The sequence below is a fragment of the Clostridium beijerinckii genome, from assembly GCF_018223745.1.
In the GTDB taxonomy this organism is placed as follows: Bacteria; Bacillota; Clostridia; order Clostridiales; family Clostridiaceae; genus Clostridium; species Clostridium beijerinckii.
In genome coordinates this window covers 2,152,057-2,169,941 of the sequence record NZ_CP073653.1, presented here as the reverse complement: position 1 = coordinate 2,169,941, position 17,885 = coordinate 2,152,057, and the positions used below count along the sequence as shown (strand labels likewise).

The 17,885-nt window shown below is 31.6% G+C and carries 16 protein-coding genes; 2 read left to right on the top strand and 14 right to left on the bottom strand.

Annotated features, from left to right (window positions below; all coding sequences use genetic code 11):
• Positions 1 to 143: 143 nt before the first annotated feature.
• Positions 144 to 968, top strand: a complete 825-nt coding sequence (locus tag KEC93_RS09945) for an MBL fold metallo-hydrolase (protein WP_039772907.1) — start codon at positions 144 to 146, stop codon at positions 966 to 968.
• Between the two features lie 156 nt (positions 969 to 1,124).
• Here the strand turns inward: KEC93_RS09945 and KEC93_RS09940 are convergent, their stop codons facing one another.
• Positions 1,125 to 2,081, bottom strand: coding sequence for an NAD(P)-dependent oxidoreductase (locus KEC93_RS09940; protein WP_077868557.1), 957 nt, complete (start codon positions 2,079 to 2,081; stop codon positions 1,125 to 1,127).
• Positions 2,082 to 2,361: 280 nt separating this feature from the next.
• Between KEC93_RS09940 and KEC93_RS09935 the strand changes: the two genes are divergently transcribed.
• Positions 2,362 to 2,796 (top strand): CBS domain-containing protein, encoded by a 435-nt coding sequence (locus KEC93_RS09935; protein ID WP_012058176.1) that lies wholly within the window; start codon positions 2,362 to 2,364, stop codon positions 2,794 to 2,796.
• A 109-nt stretch (positions 2,797 to 2,905) separates the two neighbouring features.
• Here KEC93_RS09935 and KEC93_RS09930 read toward each other — a convergent pair whose 3' ends face one another.
• The 13 genes from KEC93_RS09930 to KEC93_RS09870 form a co-directional block, all read right to left on the bottom strand.
• A complete protein-coding gene (locus KEC93_RS09930) occupies positions 2,906 to 4,126 on the bottom strand; it encodes a Zn-dependent hydrolase (protein WP_077868558.1) in 1,221 nt (406 codons plus the stop codon).
• A 32-nt stretch (positions 4,127 to 4,158) separates the two neighbouring features.
• Positions 4,159 to 5,658, bottom strand: a complete 1,500-nt coding sequence (gene preA, locus KEC93_RS09925; protein WP_172462756.1) for an NAD-dependent dihydropyrimidine dehydrogenase subunit PreA — start codon at positions 5,656 to 5,658, stop codon at positions 4,159 to 4,161.
• 143 nt (positions 5,659 to 5,801) lie between these two features.
• The gene (gene hydA / locus KEC93_RS09920; RefSeq protein ID WP_023975844.1) at positions 5,802 to 7,169 is read right to left on the bottom strand and encodes a dihydropyrimidinase; all 1,368 of its coding nucleotides are present in this window, start codon (positions 7,167 to 7,169) and stop codon (positions 5,802 to 5,804) included.
• A 239-nt stretch (positions 7,170 to 7,408) separates the two neighbouring features.
• Positions 7,409 to 8,470 carry an ABC transporter substrate-binding protein gene (locus KEC93_RS09915; protein WP_012058172.1) on the bottom strand — a complete coding sequence of 354 codons (1,062 nt, stop codon included), beginning with the start codon at positions 8,468 to 8,470 and terminating at the stop codon, positions 7,409 to 7,411.
• A gap of 155 nt (positions 8,471 to 8,625) precedes the next feature.
• Complete coding sequence (locus KEC93_RS09910) at positions 8,626 to 9,393, bottom strand: ABC transporter permease (RefSeq protein WP_077839406.1); 768 nt, start codon at positions 9,391 to 9,393, stop codon at positions 8,626 to 8,628.
• Between the two features lie 12 nt (positions 9,394 to 9,405).
• On the bottom strand, positions 9,406 to 10,182 hold the full coding sequence (locus tag KEC93_RS09905; protein ID WP_012058170.1) for an ABC transporter permease: 777 nt from the start codon (positions 10,180 to 10,182) through the stop codon (positions 9,406 to 9,408).
• Between the two features lie 2 nt (positions 10,183 to 10,184).
• Positions 10,185 to 11,018, bottom strand: a complete 834-nt coding sequence (locus KEC93_RS09900) for an ABC transporter ATP-binding protein (protein ID WP_077306094.1) — start codon at positions 11,016 to 11,018, stop codon at positions 10,185 to 10,187.
• A gap of 72 nt (positions 11,019 to 11,090) precedes the next feature.
• A complete protein-coding gene (locus tag KEC93_RS09895; protein WP_077868560.1) occupies positions 11,091 to 12,242 on the bottom strand; it encodes an iron-containing alcohol dehydrogenase in 1,152 nt (383 codons plus the stop codon).
• Positions 12,243 to 12,255: 13 nt separating this feature from the next.
• Positions 12,256 to 13,581, bottom strand: a complete 1,326-nt coding sequence (locus KEC93_RS09890) for an aminotransferase class III-fold pyridoxal phosphate-dependent enzyme (RefSeq protein ID WP_077868561.1) — start codon at positions 13,579 to 13,581, stop codon at positions 12,256 to 12,258.
• 375 nt (positions 13,582 to 13,956) lie between these two features.
• Positions 13,957 to 14,925, bottom strand: a complete 969-nt coding sequence (locus tag KEC93_RS09885; RefSeq protein WP_077868562.1) for a ketopantoate reductase family protein — start codon at positions 14,923 to 14,925, stop codon at positions 13,957 to 13,959.
• A gap of 24 nt (positions 14,926 to 14,949) precedes the next feature.
• Positions 14,950 to 15,798 carry an AraC family transcriptional regulator gene (locus KEC93_RS09880; RefSeq protein WP_077868563.1) on the bottom strand — a complete coding sequence of 283 codons (849 nt, stop codon included), beginning with the start codon at positions 15,796 to 15,798 and terminating at the stop codon, positions 14,950 to 14,952.
• Positions 15,799 to 15,872: 74 nt separating this feature from the next.
• A complete protein-coding gene (locus tag KEC93_RS09875) occupies positions 15,873 to 17,027 on the bottom strand; it encodes a PucR family transcriptional regulator (protein WP_077868564.1) in 1,155 nt (384 codons plus the stop codon).
• A gap of 276 nt (positions 17,028 to 17,303) precedes the next feature.
• Entirely contained in the window at positions 17,304 to 17,663 is a 360-nt protein-coding gene (locus tag KEC93_RS09870) for a hypothetical protein (RefSeq protein ID WP_065417870.1), read from the bottom strand.
• Positions 17,664 to 17,885 lie beyond the last annotated feature (222 nt).

Sequence of the window (17,885 nt, the reverse complement as noted above, 5' to 3'; positions counted from 1 at the left end):
CTATCATTATCTTATTTTCTCAAAACTATTTCTCTAATTATAACATATTTTTTCTATTCTCAAATTCTTACTATTCAAAAAAATAATTACAATATGAACCACTTGTGGTAATATATAATTATTTCAAAAAGGATGGTGTTATTATGAAAACTGGAATTGAATTAATAAAAGATATTGATGAATGTATTTTAGAAAATGGAGATGTTGCGTTCTGGTGGCTTGGACAGCTGGGATATGCTATTAAGATAGCTGAAACTACTATCTATTTAGATGTGTTTCTATCGGATTGGCCTAATAGAAATATTCCTCCACTATTAAAGCCAGAGGAAATTGTCAATGCAGATTTTATAATTGGCACTCATGATCATCCTGACCATATTGATCGAGATGTATGGCACCAATTATCTATTAGTTCGCCCAACGCAAAATTTGTAGTTCCAAAGCTTCTTATCACTGAGCTTTCAGATGACTTGAAAATACCTAAAAATAGATTTATAGGTCTGGATGATGGATTATCCATTTCAGAAAAAGATTTAAAAATATCCGCAATTCCTTCAGCTCATGAGTTCTTAGATCAAGATCCGTCTGGTCTCTATCCATACTTAGGCTATACAATTGAGGGAAATGGATGTACTGTATACCATTCTGGTGATACATGTATGTATGATGGTATCTTCTCAAAATTAAAGCAGTGGGATAACTTTGACATTATGTTTCTTCCTATCAATGGGCGCGATGCGAAAAGATATAGAGAAAATTTAATAGGAAATATAACTTATCAAGAAGCAGTTGATTTAGCTGGAGCTATTAAGCCTAATTTGGTCGTTCCCGGGCACTATGAAATGTTTGATGATAATAGCGAAAATCCTATATTGTTCTATGATTATCTTAATGCAAAATATCCTGGAATTAAATGCTGGATTGGAGATCATGGTGAGATGGTTAAAATATGTAAAGCAAATAAATGAGCAAACGGCCTCACTAATTTTCTAAATAGCGATAAACAATTAGAATATATCCCAACAATTAGTATTAACTAATTGCTGGGATATAATTTTTTGTCATATAAGACCTAGTGAATCTATTGTAAATTCAAAAATATCCTTATTACTTGATACTTAATTTTAAACAATAATATTAACAGGTTCGTTCTTAATAAAAGCTTCTATATTATTTGCTAATAAATTTATAAGCCTTTGCCTAGACTCAAAACATTTCCAACCTATATGTGGAGTAAGAATGACATTTTCCATGTTAAAAAGTGGATTATTTAATTCTGGAGGTTCTGGATCTTGAACGTCAAGTGCGGCACCTGCAATCTTTTTATTATTCAAAGCTTCAATTAAATCAGTTTCCTTTATAATGGCTCCTCTAGATGTATTTATAATAAATGATGACGATTTCATAAGATCTAATCTAGACTTATCAATAAGATACCTTGTTTCTGTTGTAAGTGGACAATGTATTGTAACAAAATCACTTTCTTTTAAAAGTTCTTCAAGGCTGACAAATTTGATGTTTGAATCGCTTAAATCTTTATAGCTTCTACTGTATATAAGTATTTTCATTCCCAATGCTTTAGCTACATTCATGACTTGTATTCCTATAGATCCAGCGCCTATAATTCCAAGTGTTTTATTTTGTATTTCTATATGAGGAACCTGAAGATATTTAGTAAAATTACTGTAATTTTTATTTTCAATCATTCTTTGCTGTTGCGCTAATGATGAACTTAAATTTAGAATAAATGTAATTACTAGTTGTGCAACCGCTTCGCTGCTATATCCTGGTACATTGCATACAGATATACCTTTTTCTCTTGCTGCTATAATGTCAATATTATTATACCCAGTACCAGCCTCACAAATTAATTTAACACTAGATGGAAACTTTTCTATTAACTCCTTGTTAATTGTAAGTTCCTTTGTAATTACAATATTTTGTTCTTTTACCCGTTCTAAGATTTCATCATTGCTGCTATCTTCATATTTAGTCACTTTACCTAAATTATCTAGCGATGAAAAATCAAGTTGTCCATCAAAGTTTATTCTGCTTGCATTAAGAAACACAATTTTATTCATTTTATCCTCCTACTTCTCTTTTTCACTTTTTATAGCGTGAAAGTATTAAGTAATATTACTCTACAATATTATAACATTTTAAATGTTAACTTTATCCTATTAATTAAAATTTAATAATATTTCATCTCTCTTAAAAAATAGATGTTTTTTCTGCGTTTTTTATTTCAAGAATTAACATAAATATTTCGATAAATCTATTCATTCTAAATTTTTATTAGCTAAGAACTTTTAATAATAAAAAACATATTCATAGGGAAATATATTTTTGGAGGTGATCATTATGCAAATAAAAGATGTAATGTCAAAAGATATAGTGAGTTTAAATTCAGAAGATTCTATTGAAAGAGCTGCTCAAATGATGAGACAGTTTGACGTGGGCGCAATACCTGTTTGTGATAACTCAAACAAATTAGTTGGAATGATTACAGATAGAGATATTGCTTTGGATTGTGTAGCATCAGGTGCAAGTGCAGACCAACAAAAGATATGTGATTATATGACTTCAAATCCTGTTACAGGAAGTCCTGATATGGATGTTCATGATGCAGTAAGACTAATGAGCAGACATCAAATAAGAAGATTACCTATTGTAGAAAATAACAGTGTTATCGGTATCGTTTCTCTTGGTGATATTTCACAAGAACCAAATCTACAGGATAATGCTGAGGTTGCTCTTAAAAATATTTCAGAACCTGGAACAAACAATCATATATAAATGTTATATCAGTAAAAAATAGTACAATTATACTTTTTTTAATTGTAAATATAAAAACAATTTCATGATGTTTATGCCATGAAATTGTTTTTATTTAATGTTATAAAAATTAATTATTATCAATATCTAATATTGTCTTCAACAAAACATTTGCACCCTTTAAACAGTTTTCAAGTGGTGTAAATTCTTTTTCGCAATGACTGTGCCCCTTTTCACTTGGAACAAAGATCATTGTAGTTGGAATGATATCTGTAATAAATTGTGCATCATGTCCCGGACCACTATACATTCTTTTTGTTGAATATCCAAATTCTTTTGCATTTTTTTCAACATAATCTACAAAGTCAGAATAAAAATGAACTGTATTTCTTGACCAAGCTTTTTCATAACTTGTTTCACATTTTTCAACAACTTTAGGAATAGCCTTAATTATTTCAAGAACTTTATTAATTACTTCTGGATCTTGATGCCTTGCATCCAAAGTGAATTTAACATAATCAGGAATTACTGTATGGATATTTGGATGAGCTGAAATCTTTCCTGTTGTATATACTAGCTTACTATCAAGCTTGTCTAGTTCATCATGAAGATATTGAATAGTTTTTACAGCCGCATATAGAGCATCTTTTCTATATTTCATTGGAGTTGTTCCAGCATGATCTGCTTGACCTTTAAATGTAAATTCATAATTTATCATTCCACAAACACCTTCAACTACCCCTATATCAATTTTTTCATCTTCTAAAACAGGTCCTTGTTCAACATGTAATTCAACTAGTGCCCTGTATTTTTCTGGATTCATTCGATTTTCTATTTTTCCCATATATCCACTAGCTTCTAATGCTTCCTTAAATGTAACTCCTTCAGTATCCTTAGATGCTAACATAACATCTTTATCAAATTTTCCTGTAATAACACCTGATGACATCATTGCTGGTTCAAAGCGTGCCCCTTCTTCATTAGTCCATATAACAACTGTGATTGGATGTTTATGAGCTATTTTTTCAGTTACTATAGTTTCTGCAACTTCTAATCCAGTAAGAACTCCCAAAATACCATCATAATTACCACCTTGTTTAACTGAATCAGCATGAGATCCCATCATAATAGCAGGTAACTTTTCCTCTCCAGGAATGGTTGCGTATATGTTCGCCATATCGTCGGTTTTTATTTCCATACCAAGTGCTTTGCATCTTTTGCAAAATTCCTCTCTTGCTTCTAAAGCAGCAGGTGATAAAGACAACCTCGTGATTCCTCCTTTACCTGTATCCCCGAATTTACTAAATGTTGTGATTTTCTCTTGAAGCCTTTCTTTATTACAAGTTAACATATGAATATCCCCCTTTAAATTTAGTATAGTAATTATTTTTTCACTCTCTTTCCTGGTTCTACTGCTCTTGCAGGACATACAGTACTGCATAATTGACAGCCTACACATTTATCTACTAACAATATTGGCATTCTTGTATTTATGTCTACCTTAATTGCTTGATGCCCACCATCATAACATGATAAGTAACATCGTCCACATCCTATGCACTTTTGCCTATCAAACCTTGGATAACAAATACTATCTCTATCAAGTTTATCTGTTGGAACAATATTAGGTAAAGCACTACCAACAATTTCAGATATATTTTTATAACCTTGTGAACTTAAGTATAATTTCATCCCATTAATTAAATCATCGATAATTCTATACCCGTATTGCATTACAGACGTTGTTATTTGCAAATTTTCACATCCTAAGGCCATAAATTCAGCTGCATCTTTCCATGTTTCAATACCGCCCATCCCACTTATTGGCACATCTTTTAGTTCTTCACAAGCTTTCATATCATGAATAAAGCGTAAAGCAATTGGTTTTACTGCTTTTCCTGAGTATCCTCCTACACTAGTCTTACCTTCAACATTAGGTTCCGATTCAAAGTTTTCTAGGTTTAGATTCATAATACTCTTAATTGTATTAATTGCTGCAATACCTGTTGCTCCTGCCTCCATTGCAGCCATTGCTGGTATTTCCATATTTCCAATATTAGGTGTCATCTTTGCAAGTATAGGTAAATTTGTTCCCTTTCTAGTAGCTTTAGTATATAGTGCTACCAAATCTGGATTTTGTCCAACATCTGAACCTACGCCTTTACTTGTCATATGCGGGCATGAGAAATTACATTCAATAATATCTGCTCCTGCCTCTGTCATTAGCTTGGCCAATTTAGTCCATTCTTCTTCGTTTTGCCCCATGATTGATGCAACAATAATTTTGCTTGGATAGTCTTTTTTCAATCTTTTTAAAAATCCTATATTCTCTTCCAATGTGTGATCCGAAATCTGCTCTATATTTTTGAAACCAACAAATGGAACACTTTCTTTACTTAAAGCAGTAAACCTTGGTGAAACCTCCTTTGGTACAAACATTCCAATAGTCTTAAATGCTACCCCTGCCCAGCCCATTTCAAATGCTTTAGCTACCATTTCGTAATTACTTCCAACTACTGATGATGAAAGGAAAAATGGATTTTCACACTTCACCCCACAGAAGTCTATTTCTAAATCAACTTCATTTTCTTTAACTCTAGATTCAGTTGATATTGCTTTCATAACTTTGTCAATTGGTACTGATTCATTAATTTTCCCTTTTAAGCAAGCCTCCTTACATGGCTTTTCTTCACATGTGTCACAAGGAAGTAGATTGGGCAGTTTATTTACTGCCCCAGCCTTATTTTCAAACCTTAAAGAACGGATAATAGTATCCACTTCAATGGAGTGGGGACAAGCTTTGCGACAAGGTGCTTCATCGCACAACAAACACCCTGACACATATTCATTTGTTGAAATATCTTTATAAAATAAACTACTCATTTCCATTCCTCCTAAATCATCGCTTATCTGATGTTTAGCCACTATAACTCTCATTATTCTTAATCTGTAGATAACAGTATCATAATCCTAGATAACTTGAACTACAGTCCAGGCACTAAATATCACCTAAGCCAAGTTCCTATTTACTTTCTTCCTACTCGTTTCACAAATTGTCCAAATCCTGCTTTTCCAACGAATTCACCATTATCATAAACTAAATTCCCACGCACATAGGTTTGAACTGGATATCCATGAAGAGTTTTTCCTTCCCAAATTGTATGATCATAATCTGAATGCATATTCTCTACCGAAATTGTGAAGTCTTTATTTGGATCATAAATTACAATGTCTGCATCTTTTCCAACTGTTAGAGAACCTTTTTCTGTACATCCAAATATTTTAGCTGGATTAAATGAACATAATTCTACCGCTCTATTAAAAGTTATTTTTCCTTCATTTGCTGCTGAAAGCATATATGGATATAAATTTTCTACACCTGCACACCCATTTGGAATCTTCGTAAAATCATCTTTCCCCCAGTCCTTTTCATAGCTTTGGAATGGGCAGTGGTCTGTAGCTACAGTATCAATATCTCCTGATTTAATAGCTTTCCAAAGTGCATCTTGACTTTCTTGCCCTTTCATTGGTGGTGAACATACAAAATTTCTGCCATCTTCTCTTTTATAAACATCGCACGTAAATTCCAAATATTGTGGGCATGTTTCAACATATATATCATGACCTTCTCTTTTGGCTTCAATAGCAGTTTCTAATCCTTCCTTGTCTGCCATATGAACTAAATATAGTGGGGCTCCTATGGATTTAGCTAAATGCACTGCCCTTTTATCTGCCTCAGCTTCAACAAATTCTGGTCTGCTTAAGTAGTGATACCATGCTGAAGTTTTTCCTTCTTTTAAGAAGTTTTCAATATTTAAATCAATCAAATCGGGATTTTCAGCATGGATGTTTGTCATCGCCCCAGTTTCTTTAGCCTTCAATAGTATTTTCACTAAAGTCGCATCATCCACCATCATCCCCTCTTTTTTATAAACTAAGAAACATTTAAAACTAGGTACACCATATTCAACCGCATCTTCAAATTCATCTAAGATAGTTCCTTCATTTAAATCAGTTATGATACAATGAAATGCATAATCTACGCACGCCTCTGGATCACACATTTCTTTTCTTGTTTCAATGGTTTCAATTATTCCGTTGCCTTTTCTTTGCATTGGATAATCAAATACTGTTGTAACACCTCCGCAAGCAGCTGCCCGTGTTCCGGCAAGATAGCTGTCAGCTGAAACAGTACCTCCAAACGGCATAGCTAAATGAGTATGTGCGTCTATAGCCCCTGGTAATATTAACTTGCCTTTAGCATCTACAACACTTGCACCTTCTTCTGAAAAACCTGTTCCAATCGCTACAATCTTTCCACCTTTTACAGCAAGGTCAGCTACATAAGATTCTAATGGTGTTACAATAGTTCCATTCTTAATAATTAAATCCATAAGTATTCTCCTTCCATTTATATATATCCTTAATATCTAAATAACTAATTTAGTTAATAATTTTCTCTTTAATGCTTCTGCTTTTTGTTGTACTTTTGATTTGAGCTTCCTAATGTATTTGTATTTTTAATAAATTAGTTCTTTTGTGATAAATTACTTTCTCAAATTAAAATTTTGTTATATAAATTTTAAGATGATTCTGTGTGGATTTAACCACACAGGAATCAATTTTTATCATATTATTTTGTTGCTTCTTCCCAATACTTTGAAGTGAATGTTGTATCGTCTACCACTGGAGTTTTAGCTAAATCTTTATTATAAAGTTTTAAGAAATCCCCTGTTTGCTTAATTGCATTCATATCGATTTGTCCAATTTTTGAAGTATCAAATCCTTGAGGTGCTACAAGTTTAGCAACTTCTTTCGCCATATAAACTTGGTGATCTAAAGAAACTGATTTATCTACATCATAAACTGTTTTTCCTGCTGCTTCAGGATCTTGGACAGCATCTTTCCAACCTTTTATAGATGCCTTTAAGAAACGAACTAATAAATCTTTATTCTTACCTGCCCATTCAGAGTTTACAAATAAGCAATCTTCCATCATTGCAACACTTTCATTGTTCATATCAATTACATTTAAATCCTCTTTCTTCATGCCGCCTTCAAGTAATAAACCAAATTCGTTATAAGTCATTGCTGATGCTGCATCAACTGATCCTTCTTTTAATTGATCCATTGTAAAGTCTTGTTGTACAAGTTTTAGGTCTTTCTCTTTATCTAAATTGTATTTTGAAAGTAGTGCAAGAAGTTCATATTCATTACCACCAAACCAGTTACCTACTTTTTTACCAGCTAAATCTTTTGGCGAATTAATACCTTTTTCTTTTTTAGATACTAGTAACATGCCTGATTTTTGAAATACTTGAGCGATTTCTTGTAAATCATACCCTTGAGCTTGGTAAGTCATTAAACTTGAAACCCAAGTTACCCCTATATTAGCTACACCATTATAAACATTTTGTTCTGGAATAATGTCACTTCCTCCTGGAAGAATTTGAATATCTATTCCTTCATCTTTATAGTAACCTTTTGCTGCTGCTACGTAATATCCCATAAATTGTGATTGCGGAAGCCATTTTAATTGAAGTGTTACTTTTTCTAACTCCCCATCCTTCTTTGTAGTATCCTCTGATTTAGTTGCATCTTTCGCTGTTGTTTCTGATGTTTTTGATCCACATCCTATAAGCATCGTCCCCATCATTAATACAGCTAACCCTAAAGCTAATAACTTCTTTTTCATAATAAATTCCTCCTTATTAAATAAATATTATTTATCTTATACATGCCATCTATGTGTTCTCTTGAAATTCTAAGAGATATCGGTGACTTTCAATTTTGCTTATAAAGCAAATAGTATATTAGGTTGAACTAAACTTTTCTATTTTAAAGTTGGTATTATCTTTGTGATGCATGCCATTTTATGGTTCTACGTTCTATTAATAAAATAATTAAGTATAAAACAATCCCAACTAATGCTGCCATTACTATATAGGACCACCCCATGGCCATCATTCCTTTTCTTAAATTATCTTTAATTCCAAACCCAATCCCTGAAGTTGATGCTGCAAAGTATTCACTTATCATAGCCGCCATTATTGCTGCCGCCACATTAATTTTTAATGCAGTTAAAATACTCGGAAGACAATTGGGTAAACGAAGCTTGAAAAATATAATTTTTTCTGGTGCTGCATATGACTCTAATAAATCTTTTGCAAATGGTTTTAAATCATTTAATCCCCTATAGGAGTTAATTGCCATAGCTGCCATACATACAACCGTTACAACACCAACTTTTTGTGCAAAACCACTTGTAAACCAACGATTCATAATAGGCGATAATGCAACTATTGGAATTGCATTAAATGCAGCTATTACACTAAGTCCTGTATATCCCCACTTTGGAAACTGCGTAGCTATCACTGCGACAATAAATCCAATTATGCATCCTAAAGCAAGTCCTACCAATGCCCCTGAAACTGTAATCATCGTGTCAGTTAGAGCTTTAGAAAAATTATCACTTAAAGTTTTAATAATTTGTGATGGTACTGGTAATTGAAAGGGTTTAAAACCTAATGCATCATGAATGATACCAACTTGCCATGCGATTATCATTAATATTCCAAAGCCTAAAGGCCATAAGACATTTTTAATTTTTTCATTCATAAAATTACCTCCCTATGTAGTCTGTTTTCTCCAAGGCATACAAATTTTTTCGAATAATATTACTATAAAATAACTTAAAATCCCCATTAAAGCGCTGGTAACTACTGATCCCCAGAATACATCTTTTGTTCCTGAGTATAACGAGTATAAAAGTTTCACTCCAATTCCACCACTTGAACCTAACATGTCAACTAAGATAGATGCTGTTATTGACATTGGTGCCGCTATTTTTAAACCAGCAAATAAATATGGCATTGAATATGGAATCATAAGCTTATAATATATGCTTTTCTTTTTTGCAGCATATGAGTATAGCAATTCTTTTTTATCGCTTTCTACACTATTTAATCCACTAAGCATATTTACTGAAACTGGGAAAAATGTGATATATGCTGCAATTACTATTCTAGAAGTATTCATATCCCTGACTAAAGTAAAGATTATAGGAGCTAACCCTAAAACAGGTATCATTTGTGATATTATTAAATAAGGTAATGATATTTTTTCTGCTATTTTCGATAAACTCATAATTATTGCTAAAACAAATCCTATTGCAGCTCCAAGTGCAAACCCAAATACAGCTCTTGAAAAGGTAAGTCCAGCCGCGCTCATTAAATCAGTGAAATTTTCTGCTATTGATATGATGACACTATGTGGATAAGGCAATTTTGCTCCAGCCATTGGATCATGCATCACTTGTTCTAGAAAGAAAGCTACTAATTCCCAAGCTATAAAGATGCCTATAGCCCAAACTAGATTAACTTTATATTTCTCTTTCCTGCTAATCATAATCATACCCCCTCAAAGCTATTTCTTATTTTGGTTATATAATCATAAAATTGTTTTGACTGTTTTGACTCCATATTTCTTGGTCTTGGTATGTCAATATCAATCACAGCAGAAACACGTCCTGGATGTGGAGATAAAACCACAACTTTATCCGATAAAAATACTGCTTCTGAAATATTATGGGTTACAAAAACTACTGTCTTTTTGGTCTTTGTCCATATTTCTAAAAGATCTTCATGAAGCTTTTCACGTGTAAATTCATCTAAAGCTGAGAATGGTTCATCCATAAGAAGTATTTCCGGATTAATGGCTAATGCTCTTGCTATACCAACCCTTTGCTGCATCCCTCCACTTAATTCATAAGGATAATGCGTACCAAAGTTAGTAAGTCCTACTAGATCAAGCATTTCCGTAACTCTTGAAGTACGATCCTGCTTCTTCATTCCTAGAAGCTCCATTGGCATACAAACATTTCTTCTTACTGTTCTCCAATCGTATAGAACTGGATTTTGAAATACGATGCCATATTTCTTTTGAAGTCTTATTTCTCTTGGGCTTTGTCCTCGTACTATCACTTTTCCTGAAGAAGGTTGCAATAGATCAGCTATAATACGAAGTAATGTTGTCTTTCCACAACCAGAAGGACCTAGTAATGAAATAAATTCTCCTTCTTTAATTTCTAAATTAACATTCTTAAGTGCTGTTACTGGTTCTCCACCATTCTTATCTTGGTAAACCATACTTAAATCTTCAATTTTAATTTCTACTTTTTCTTCTCTTGTCCTAAAAACATTTCTGCTTTCAAATTCTGTATCTATTTCATTCAACATACTCATTGATTTACGCCTCCTTTTAAACAAAAAACGGTACAAAACTATTTGTTTTGCACCGTTGCAATTATTTTATATTTACCATAATCTACTGTATATAGTTAATAAGTCTTCCTTTTTAACTTCTTTTATAGTATTCGATGGACTTCCACTGTTCATAGCATCTTGCGCCATCTTATCTACTACTTTATTGAATTCTTCTTTATTAATTCCATACTCTTTTAAAGTTGGTATTTCACATATGTTACATAACTCTGTTAATTTTTCTAGAAAAGCTTCTGCTGCTTCCTTATCACTTTTCTTATCATCTGCTGCATTAATTACTCTACCTATTGAACCAAAACGTTCATAGCTTCCATCCAAAACATAAGATAAACATTCCTTTATTAGCATGGCATTTGAAATTCCATGAGCAACATGAAAATTAGCTCCAATTGGTCTGCTCATGCCATGTACCAAGGTAACTGAAGAATTATTTATACATACACCAGCTTCATATGCAGCAATGGCCATTTCTTCTCTAGCCTTTTTATTGTCACCATCTTTATAAACCAATGGTAAAAACTCAAAAATTCTTTTGATTGCAGATAATGCAAAGGTATCTGTTAGTGAATTTGCTTTTCTTGATGTATACGCTTCTACTGCATGAGTTAACGCATCCATGCCTGTTGCCGCTGTTACGCTTTTAGGTGATGTCATTGAGAATTTGGAATCAATCACTGCCAAATCAGGTAGTAATGCTTCTCCCTTTAGAAGCATTTTTATATTCCTCTTTGAATCTGTAATAACCGTAAATTTGGTAGCTTCTGAACCTGTACCTGCTGTAGTTGGAATCAAAACCAATGGTGGAAAATCTCCTTCAATTGTTTTTCCCATGTAATCAGATATTGAACCTTCTAATTTTGTCATGGCAGCAATAGCTTTACCGCTATCTAATGGACTTCCTCCTCCAATTGCTATGCAGAAATCACATTTAGCGTTTTTATAGGCTTTTACGCCACTTTCAATCATTAAATCGGTTGGCTCTCCAATAATATCATTAAAAATTTCATATTCAATTCCTAAGTTATCTAAACAATCTGTCAAAACTTTAACTGTTCCAATTCTAGTTACGTTTTTTCCAGATACAATAAATGCTTTTTTCCCAAGGGATTTTATCAAACTCTCGCTTGATTCTAATGCGTTATCTCCAATAATCGTACGTCTTGGTAAACTAAACTCATATGCCATTTTCTCACCTCATCTAGATAAATTGTTTGTCTACAATTCCAAGTACTTCGTCTAATTTAGCTAACTCTTCTTCTAATTGCTCCTTAGTAATTATTAGTGGTGGAGCAACAAGTATCATGTTCTCATGAGTATATGTCATAAACTTTCTTTCCTTTAATAATCCTAAAATTTTCCCCATAACTCCTTCTGGATCCTTTCCATATGGTACTAAGGGTTCCTTGCTTCCTTTATCCTTTACTAATTCTACTGCTGAAAATAATCCAATATACCTCACATCTCCAACTGATGGGTGAGAAGCTTTCATCTCTTCTAGTTTTTCACCAAGTACACTACCTACTTCGTTAACATTTTTTAGTATACCTGCTTCTTCATAATAGTTTATACACGCTACACCTGCTGCACAAGCTAGGGGATGTCCACTATAAGTTAGTCCGCAAGATAATAAATTATCATCAAAGTAAGCTGCTATTTCTTTACTTACTACAACTCCGCCAAGTTGAACATATCCACAAGTAACACCTTTTGCAAAAGTTACTATATCTGGTTTTACATCAAAATTCTCAAAGCCAAACATTCTACCAGTTCTGCCCCAGCCTGTCATAACTTCATCACAAATCATTAAGATTTTAAATTCATCACATAAAGCTCTAACTCCTGGAAGATATCCTTTTGGCGGAATGATAACTCCATTTGAACCTGTTATAGTCTCTAAAACTATTGCAGCCACACTATCAGGTCCTTCATAAATTATTTGTTCTCTTAGCTTGGCCAAGTAATATTTTGTTGCTGCTTCTTCTGATTCGAATTCTATTGGTTCTCTATAAATATATGGATCAAAGAATTTTACGAATCCTGGAATACCAGGTTCTAATTGATATCTTCTAGGTTCACCTGTTAAATTACCAGCACCAAACGAAGATCCGTGATAACTTCTATAACGGCTGAACACCTTTGTCTTACCTGTGAACATTCTTGCTATCTTTACAGCATTCTCATTTGATTCTGCACCTGCATTTGTGAAAAATACCTTCCCCATATTATCAGGCATTAATTCAATGATCTTCTTTGCAAGCTTGGCTCTAGATTCAGCTCCATAAGATGGCCCTACAAAACAATATTTATCTACTTGCTCTTTTATTGCATCTCCAATCGCCTTATTTCCAAAACCTAAATTCATATTAACAAGTTGTGACGACATATCTGAATATCTATTTCCATCATAATCCCAAAAGTAAATTCCATCAGCTTTTTCAACTGAAATTGGATTTAAATTTCTTTGTTTACTCCACGATTGTAAATTATATTCTTTTAAAGTATTTCTGATTTCTTCACCATTCATCTTTATACACTCCCTCATATACATTAAATATTTTCCTCAAATAAAAAAACGGAACTTATTCAAGTGAACAAGCTCCGTTGCTGTTATCTCTATTAAATTCGTTTTTTCTTTAAGTTGTTTTTATTATATACTAGTAAAACTGTTATATCAATGAATAAGTGACTAAGTTTATTTGTGCAACTGCACATTTATTTATAAATATTATATTAAGGACGGCTATGCTCCACATCTCATATTAAGAAATTTTTTACTAAATCCTAAAAAATAAAATTAAGACTATACATTTACAAATTCTATACTAATTACTGAATTGAATATATGTCAAAGCAATTTCTAACTATGCAAAGTATCATGTGATAGTTTAAATTTTTACAATTATTTTAAAACAACAAATTTATCAACATAATGTTTTAACTCACTAAAATATGGCATGTCTACATTGTATTTTTTCCCACTCTCAAATACATCATAGACCATTGCCTTCATTTCATTAATAGAGTGAGAAATATGTCCTTTAATCATTAACTGGGCTCCATCAGTACAATATATATTTTTTAAAGCTGGAATTAAGACATCTAGAGATGAGTAATATAGATTTTGAGGCTCTATTTTGTCTATATCTATTCCACGAGCTTTACAAACGTTTAGACCTTCTCTAATTGCAAGTATTGTATGTTTCAATATTTCATTGCTTTCTGCAAAAGCTTTTCCTGAGCCTGCCTTCATTACTCCACTGAGAAGTCCAGCTGCTTCGGCATAGTGAGTTAATATCCAAGGCAATATTTGTGTCGATACTTCTGGATTTAAATTGGCAGATTCCATTACTTTTGCTATGGTTTTTATACGTTTTGTTATCTTTCCATCCTTTTCCCCAAGCATAGTAGGTGCAGTTTTGTTTCCAAATATAGTACAGTAAATCCCCTCTTCGTCCATTCCTCCACCCATAATATGAGGAAAACCGAATACATATTGAGAAGGTGATAAATATCTTTCAATTTTATTTGTATTCTCCCAAAAATTCTGAAAAATCAGCACATCAGATTTGCCTACTTTATTTTGAATTTGCTGAAATAATTCATCCAACTGAGTTGACTTTACAGAAACAATTATAAAATCAAATCTATCCTCATTTGAAAAGTCATTTACAACACAAGGCTTATATATTAAATCCTTAAAATTTTCTTCCCCATTTCTATAATCAGAACAGCGAATACGAATTCCATTTTTTTTAAGTTCTTTGAACCTTTTTTCTCTAGCCAAGATAGTAACATTATTTCCAACTTCACTCAACTGCCATCCATAGGTTGTTCCAATAACACCTGCTCCTATTATTAATATATTCATAGTATCACTCCTAATTTACATATTCTATTCAATAGGAATATACAAATTTGCCCTTCCATTTCTTCCATTAGGTTCAAAATTTTTATCGTAGAACTCAAAAACATAATTGTTTATTGGTATAATTTCTTTTTGTTTAACTAGACCGTAGTAAATATTATTTATAGTAAAAGGTATATCTTCAATGTTATTAGGCAGATCAAATATTGCATATTTATTGCCTTTTACTTTTTTTATATCCATACCTTCTGGCAGATTATAAATATTTGATATTTCCACTCCTACTAAACAGGTAAACTCTTCTGAATTATCGCAGATGTCCAAACTATATAAACCATCATAAATAATGTTACCGTCTATTTTATGCATATTAGAAACAAACTCATTGAAAAGCTTCGGTACTTCTTTCTTACTATTTCTCCCCGTATATTTCATGCCAATAACATAAAATTCCTTTCTTTCGATAATTTTATATTGCAATTTTGCAGACTCATTCTTAAATTTTAAATCTTCTTCTGTAATTCTTGGTTTATACAAATTGGATAAGTGCACCCCAAGTGTTCTATATTTCTTAGGAGTTAAACCATAATAATTTTGAAATACTCTTGTAAAAGCTTCTTGCGAGTTATACACGTATTTAAAAGCAATATCTAAAATATTCAGATTTGTTTCGATAAGATCTATAGCCGCACTTGTAAGTCTTCTTTTGCGAATATATTCAAAAATTGTGTCATTGCTTATTACTTTAAAAATTCTTATAAAATGAAATCTAGAAAATCCTACTTCACTGGCAATATCTGAAATATTTATTTCATTCTTAATATTATTTTCAATAAAATCTATTCCTTTTAAAACATATTTAAAATAGTCAGGCAATTTTATCTCCTCCTAGCTAATTATATATTATTTAATCAAAGTTTTTTTGATAGCAATTGCTATGTTTTCATCTCTTATAATACATCTTTAACAAAGAAACCTAAATAAAATCGTAGTTTTTCTTCTAAATTTGATGGATTATATCCAGTAATCTTTTCAATCTTTTTAAGCTGATTATTTACTGTATTCCTATGAATATATTGTTTCTCAGCAACAAGACTTTGACTACCGTTGTTCTGTAAAAACATATATAAGAAGCTCATTAAATCAGTATTATTTTCCTTATCATATTTTTCTAACTTACCTAGAGTATCCTTGTAATATTCTTTAAGCACTTCTTTATCTTTAGCATTTAAAAGCAATTTATGAATATCTAATTTATCATAAAACACCATTTCTTTTCCTTGTTTTTTGGCCATCGTCATTGCTGTGAAAGCATTATTAAAATTCTCCGCCTGCATTTTAATGCCTGCTTTATTTTCACTTATTCCCATATGAACCTTCCATGAAGGTTCATTCCAATTCTTAAAAAAAGTATCAACAAAATTAGTGACATCGTAATTTCCATAATTCACAAGAGCCAGAACCCAAGAATCTTTATATGAAAATGAAATATATAATTCATGAATACTTCTAGCTAATCTTTCTGAATACATTTTAATTTTATTCATATCAAATTCTAATTGATTGTCTTCTTTGTGTTCAAATGACATGACTATAAAGCAGAAATGACTGTCTCTCAAATACCCATATCTCTCCATCTGTAAGATTAATGTTTCTATATCACCTGTTTTAAATATAATATTCTTAATCGTACTTGCTATACTTATTTCTACTTGCTCACTTTGCATTATTCGATAACATATATTCCGTGTTAAATCTACCATTCTTGTTTCCCATGGAATAGTATAAAGAGGCATTTTTATTTGGTTACAATATTCTATAACATCGTTAGGTATTGACTTGGTGTATGGCCCAATATTTACAACAAAAGCGCTTGCCCGAGCAGCATATAGCTTTTTTGTATATTCTAACAACCATCCATCGCCATCATTTAGAATTCCTGATGTAAGGACAACTTCATTTCCATGAAGAAATTCACTCACCTCATCATTTTCAATAATATGTACCCATTCCACTAGATTATTAAGACCTTTCTGTCCTGCTAGCAGTTTCATTTGATACAAAACGGCCCCATTTCCAAATAATTTTCCTACAGTAATTGACATATTATCACCCCAATTTTATATAAAACTATAAGAGTTTTATGCCTATTATATCATAATTTTATTTTAATTAAATTTTATTAAATAATACAAAAACTTATTTATATTATTTATTTATAAACAGAAACTTAATAAAGTTAAGTTGGTTTTACAATTAGTACTATTTACTATAAAATAATTCGGATGTACTCTGCATAAAAAAATTCTAGCCATATTACTTAAAGCAATAAATAAAGAGGCACTTTGATAAAAATCAAAATACCTCTTTATTTTATTGCTTTACTTATTATTACTTGACTTTAAATATTCTTTAACACTTGGCGATATTCCTATAATATATACGCTAAAGATATACACTATCATTAACATAGTAATCATTATATTAGGCGAAATCATAATTGCTGCAACTGCCGCTAGAATGACAATTATAAGCAAAATTATCATTATAATCTTAGCCCATGCTTTTCCTTTAAATATAAAATATAATAGAATAGCTTCTACTACAGTCCTAGTTAGTCCTGAAATTATTCCTATGTTTCCTTGCATAAAATAGCTAAATGCAGTTGTAACTATACTTACAGCTAATATTGCTATTACCATGGATAAAAATAGTTTTTTTCCTTTTTCTACACTTTTCATAATATCCTCCATAACAATGTATTAAACCAATTGGATATAACGTTTTAATTAAATAAGTTATCTCTCTTTATTTAGGACGTAATTATTATTAATAATTCCTTATTTATTTTTACTTAACATTGCGTTATTATTCCTCAAAAATAAATCTTTATGTACATTACCATATTTTATATTTATTATAACATGAATTCATAGAATTTATATTCTTATTTTCATTCATAA

Excerpts from the sequence above, each read along its gene's own strand:
- KEC93_RS09905 (WP_012058170.1), bottom strand. The coding sequence starts at position 10,182 with ATGATTAGCAGGAAAGAGAAATATAAAGTTAATCTAGTTTGGGCTATA.
- KEC93_RS09915 (WP_012058172.1), bottom strand. The coding sequence starts at position 8,470 with ATGAAAAAGAAGTTATTAGCTTTAGGGTTAGCTGTATTAATGATGGGG.
- KEC93_RS09890 (WP_077868561.1), bottom strand. The coding sequence starts at position 13,581 with ATGAATGGTGAAGAAATCAGAAATACTTTAAAAGAATATAATTTACAA.
- KEC93_RS09910 (WP_077839406.1), bottom strand. The coding sequence starts at position 9,393 with ATGAATGAAAAAATTAAAAATGTCTTATGGCCTTTAGGCTTTGGAATA.
- KEC93_RS09870 (WP_065417870.1), bottom strand. The coding sequence starts at position 17,663 with ATGAAAAGTGTAGAAAAAGGAAAAAAACTATTTTTATCCATGGTAATA.
- KEC93_RS09940 (WP_077868557.1), bottom strand. The coding sequence starts at position 2,081 with ATGAATAAAATTGTGTTTCTTAATGCAAGCAGAATAAACTTTGATGGA.
- preA (WP_172462756.1), bottom strand. The coding sequence starts at position 5,658 with ATGAGTAGTTTATTTTATAAAGATATTTCAACAAATGAATATGTGTCA.
- KEC93_RS09875 (WP_077868564.1), bottom strand. The coding sequence starts at position 17,027 with ATGTCAATTACTGTAGGAAAATTATTTGGAAATGGGGCCGTTTTGTAT.
- KEC93_RS09945 (WP_039772907.1), top strand. The coding sequence starts at position 144 with ATGAAAACTGGAATTGAATTAATAAAAGATATTGATGAATGTATTTTA.
- KEC93_RS09930 (WP_077868558.1), bottom strand. The coding sequence starts at position 4,126 with ATGTTAACTTGTAATAAAGAAAGGCTTCAAGAGAAAATCACAACATTT.
- KEC93_RS09885 (WP_077868562.1), bottom strand. The coding sequence starts at position 14,925 with ATGAATATATTAATAATAGGAGCAGGTGTTATTGGAACAACCTATGGA.
- KEC93_RS09935 (WP_012058176.1), top strand. The coding sequence starts at position 2,362 with ATGCAAATAAAAGATGTAATGTCAAAAGATATAGTGAGTTTAAATTCA.
- KEC93_RS09900 (WP_077306094.1), bottom strand. The coding sequence starts at position 11,018 with ATGAGTATGTTGAATGAAATAGATACAGAATTTGAAAGCAGAAATGTT.
- KEC93_RS09895 (WP_077868560.1), bottom strand. The coding sequence starts at position 12,242 with ATGGCATATGAGTTTAGTTTACCAAGACGTACGATTATTGGAGATAAC.
- hydA (WP_023975844.1), bottom strand. The coding sequence starts at position 7,169 with ATGGATTTAATTATTAAGAATGGAACTATTGTAACACCATTAGAATCT.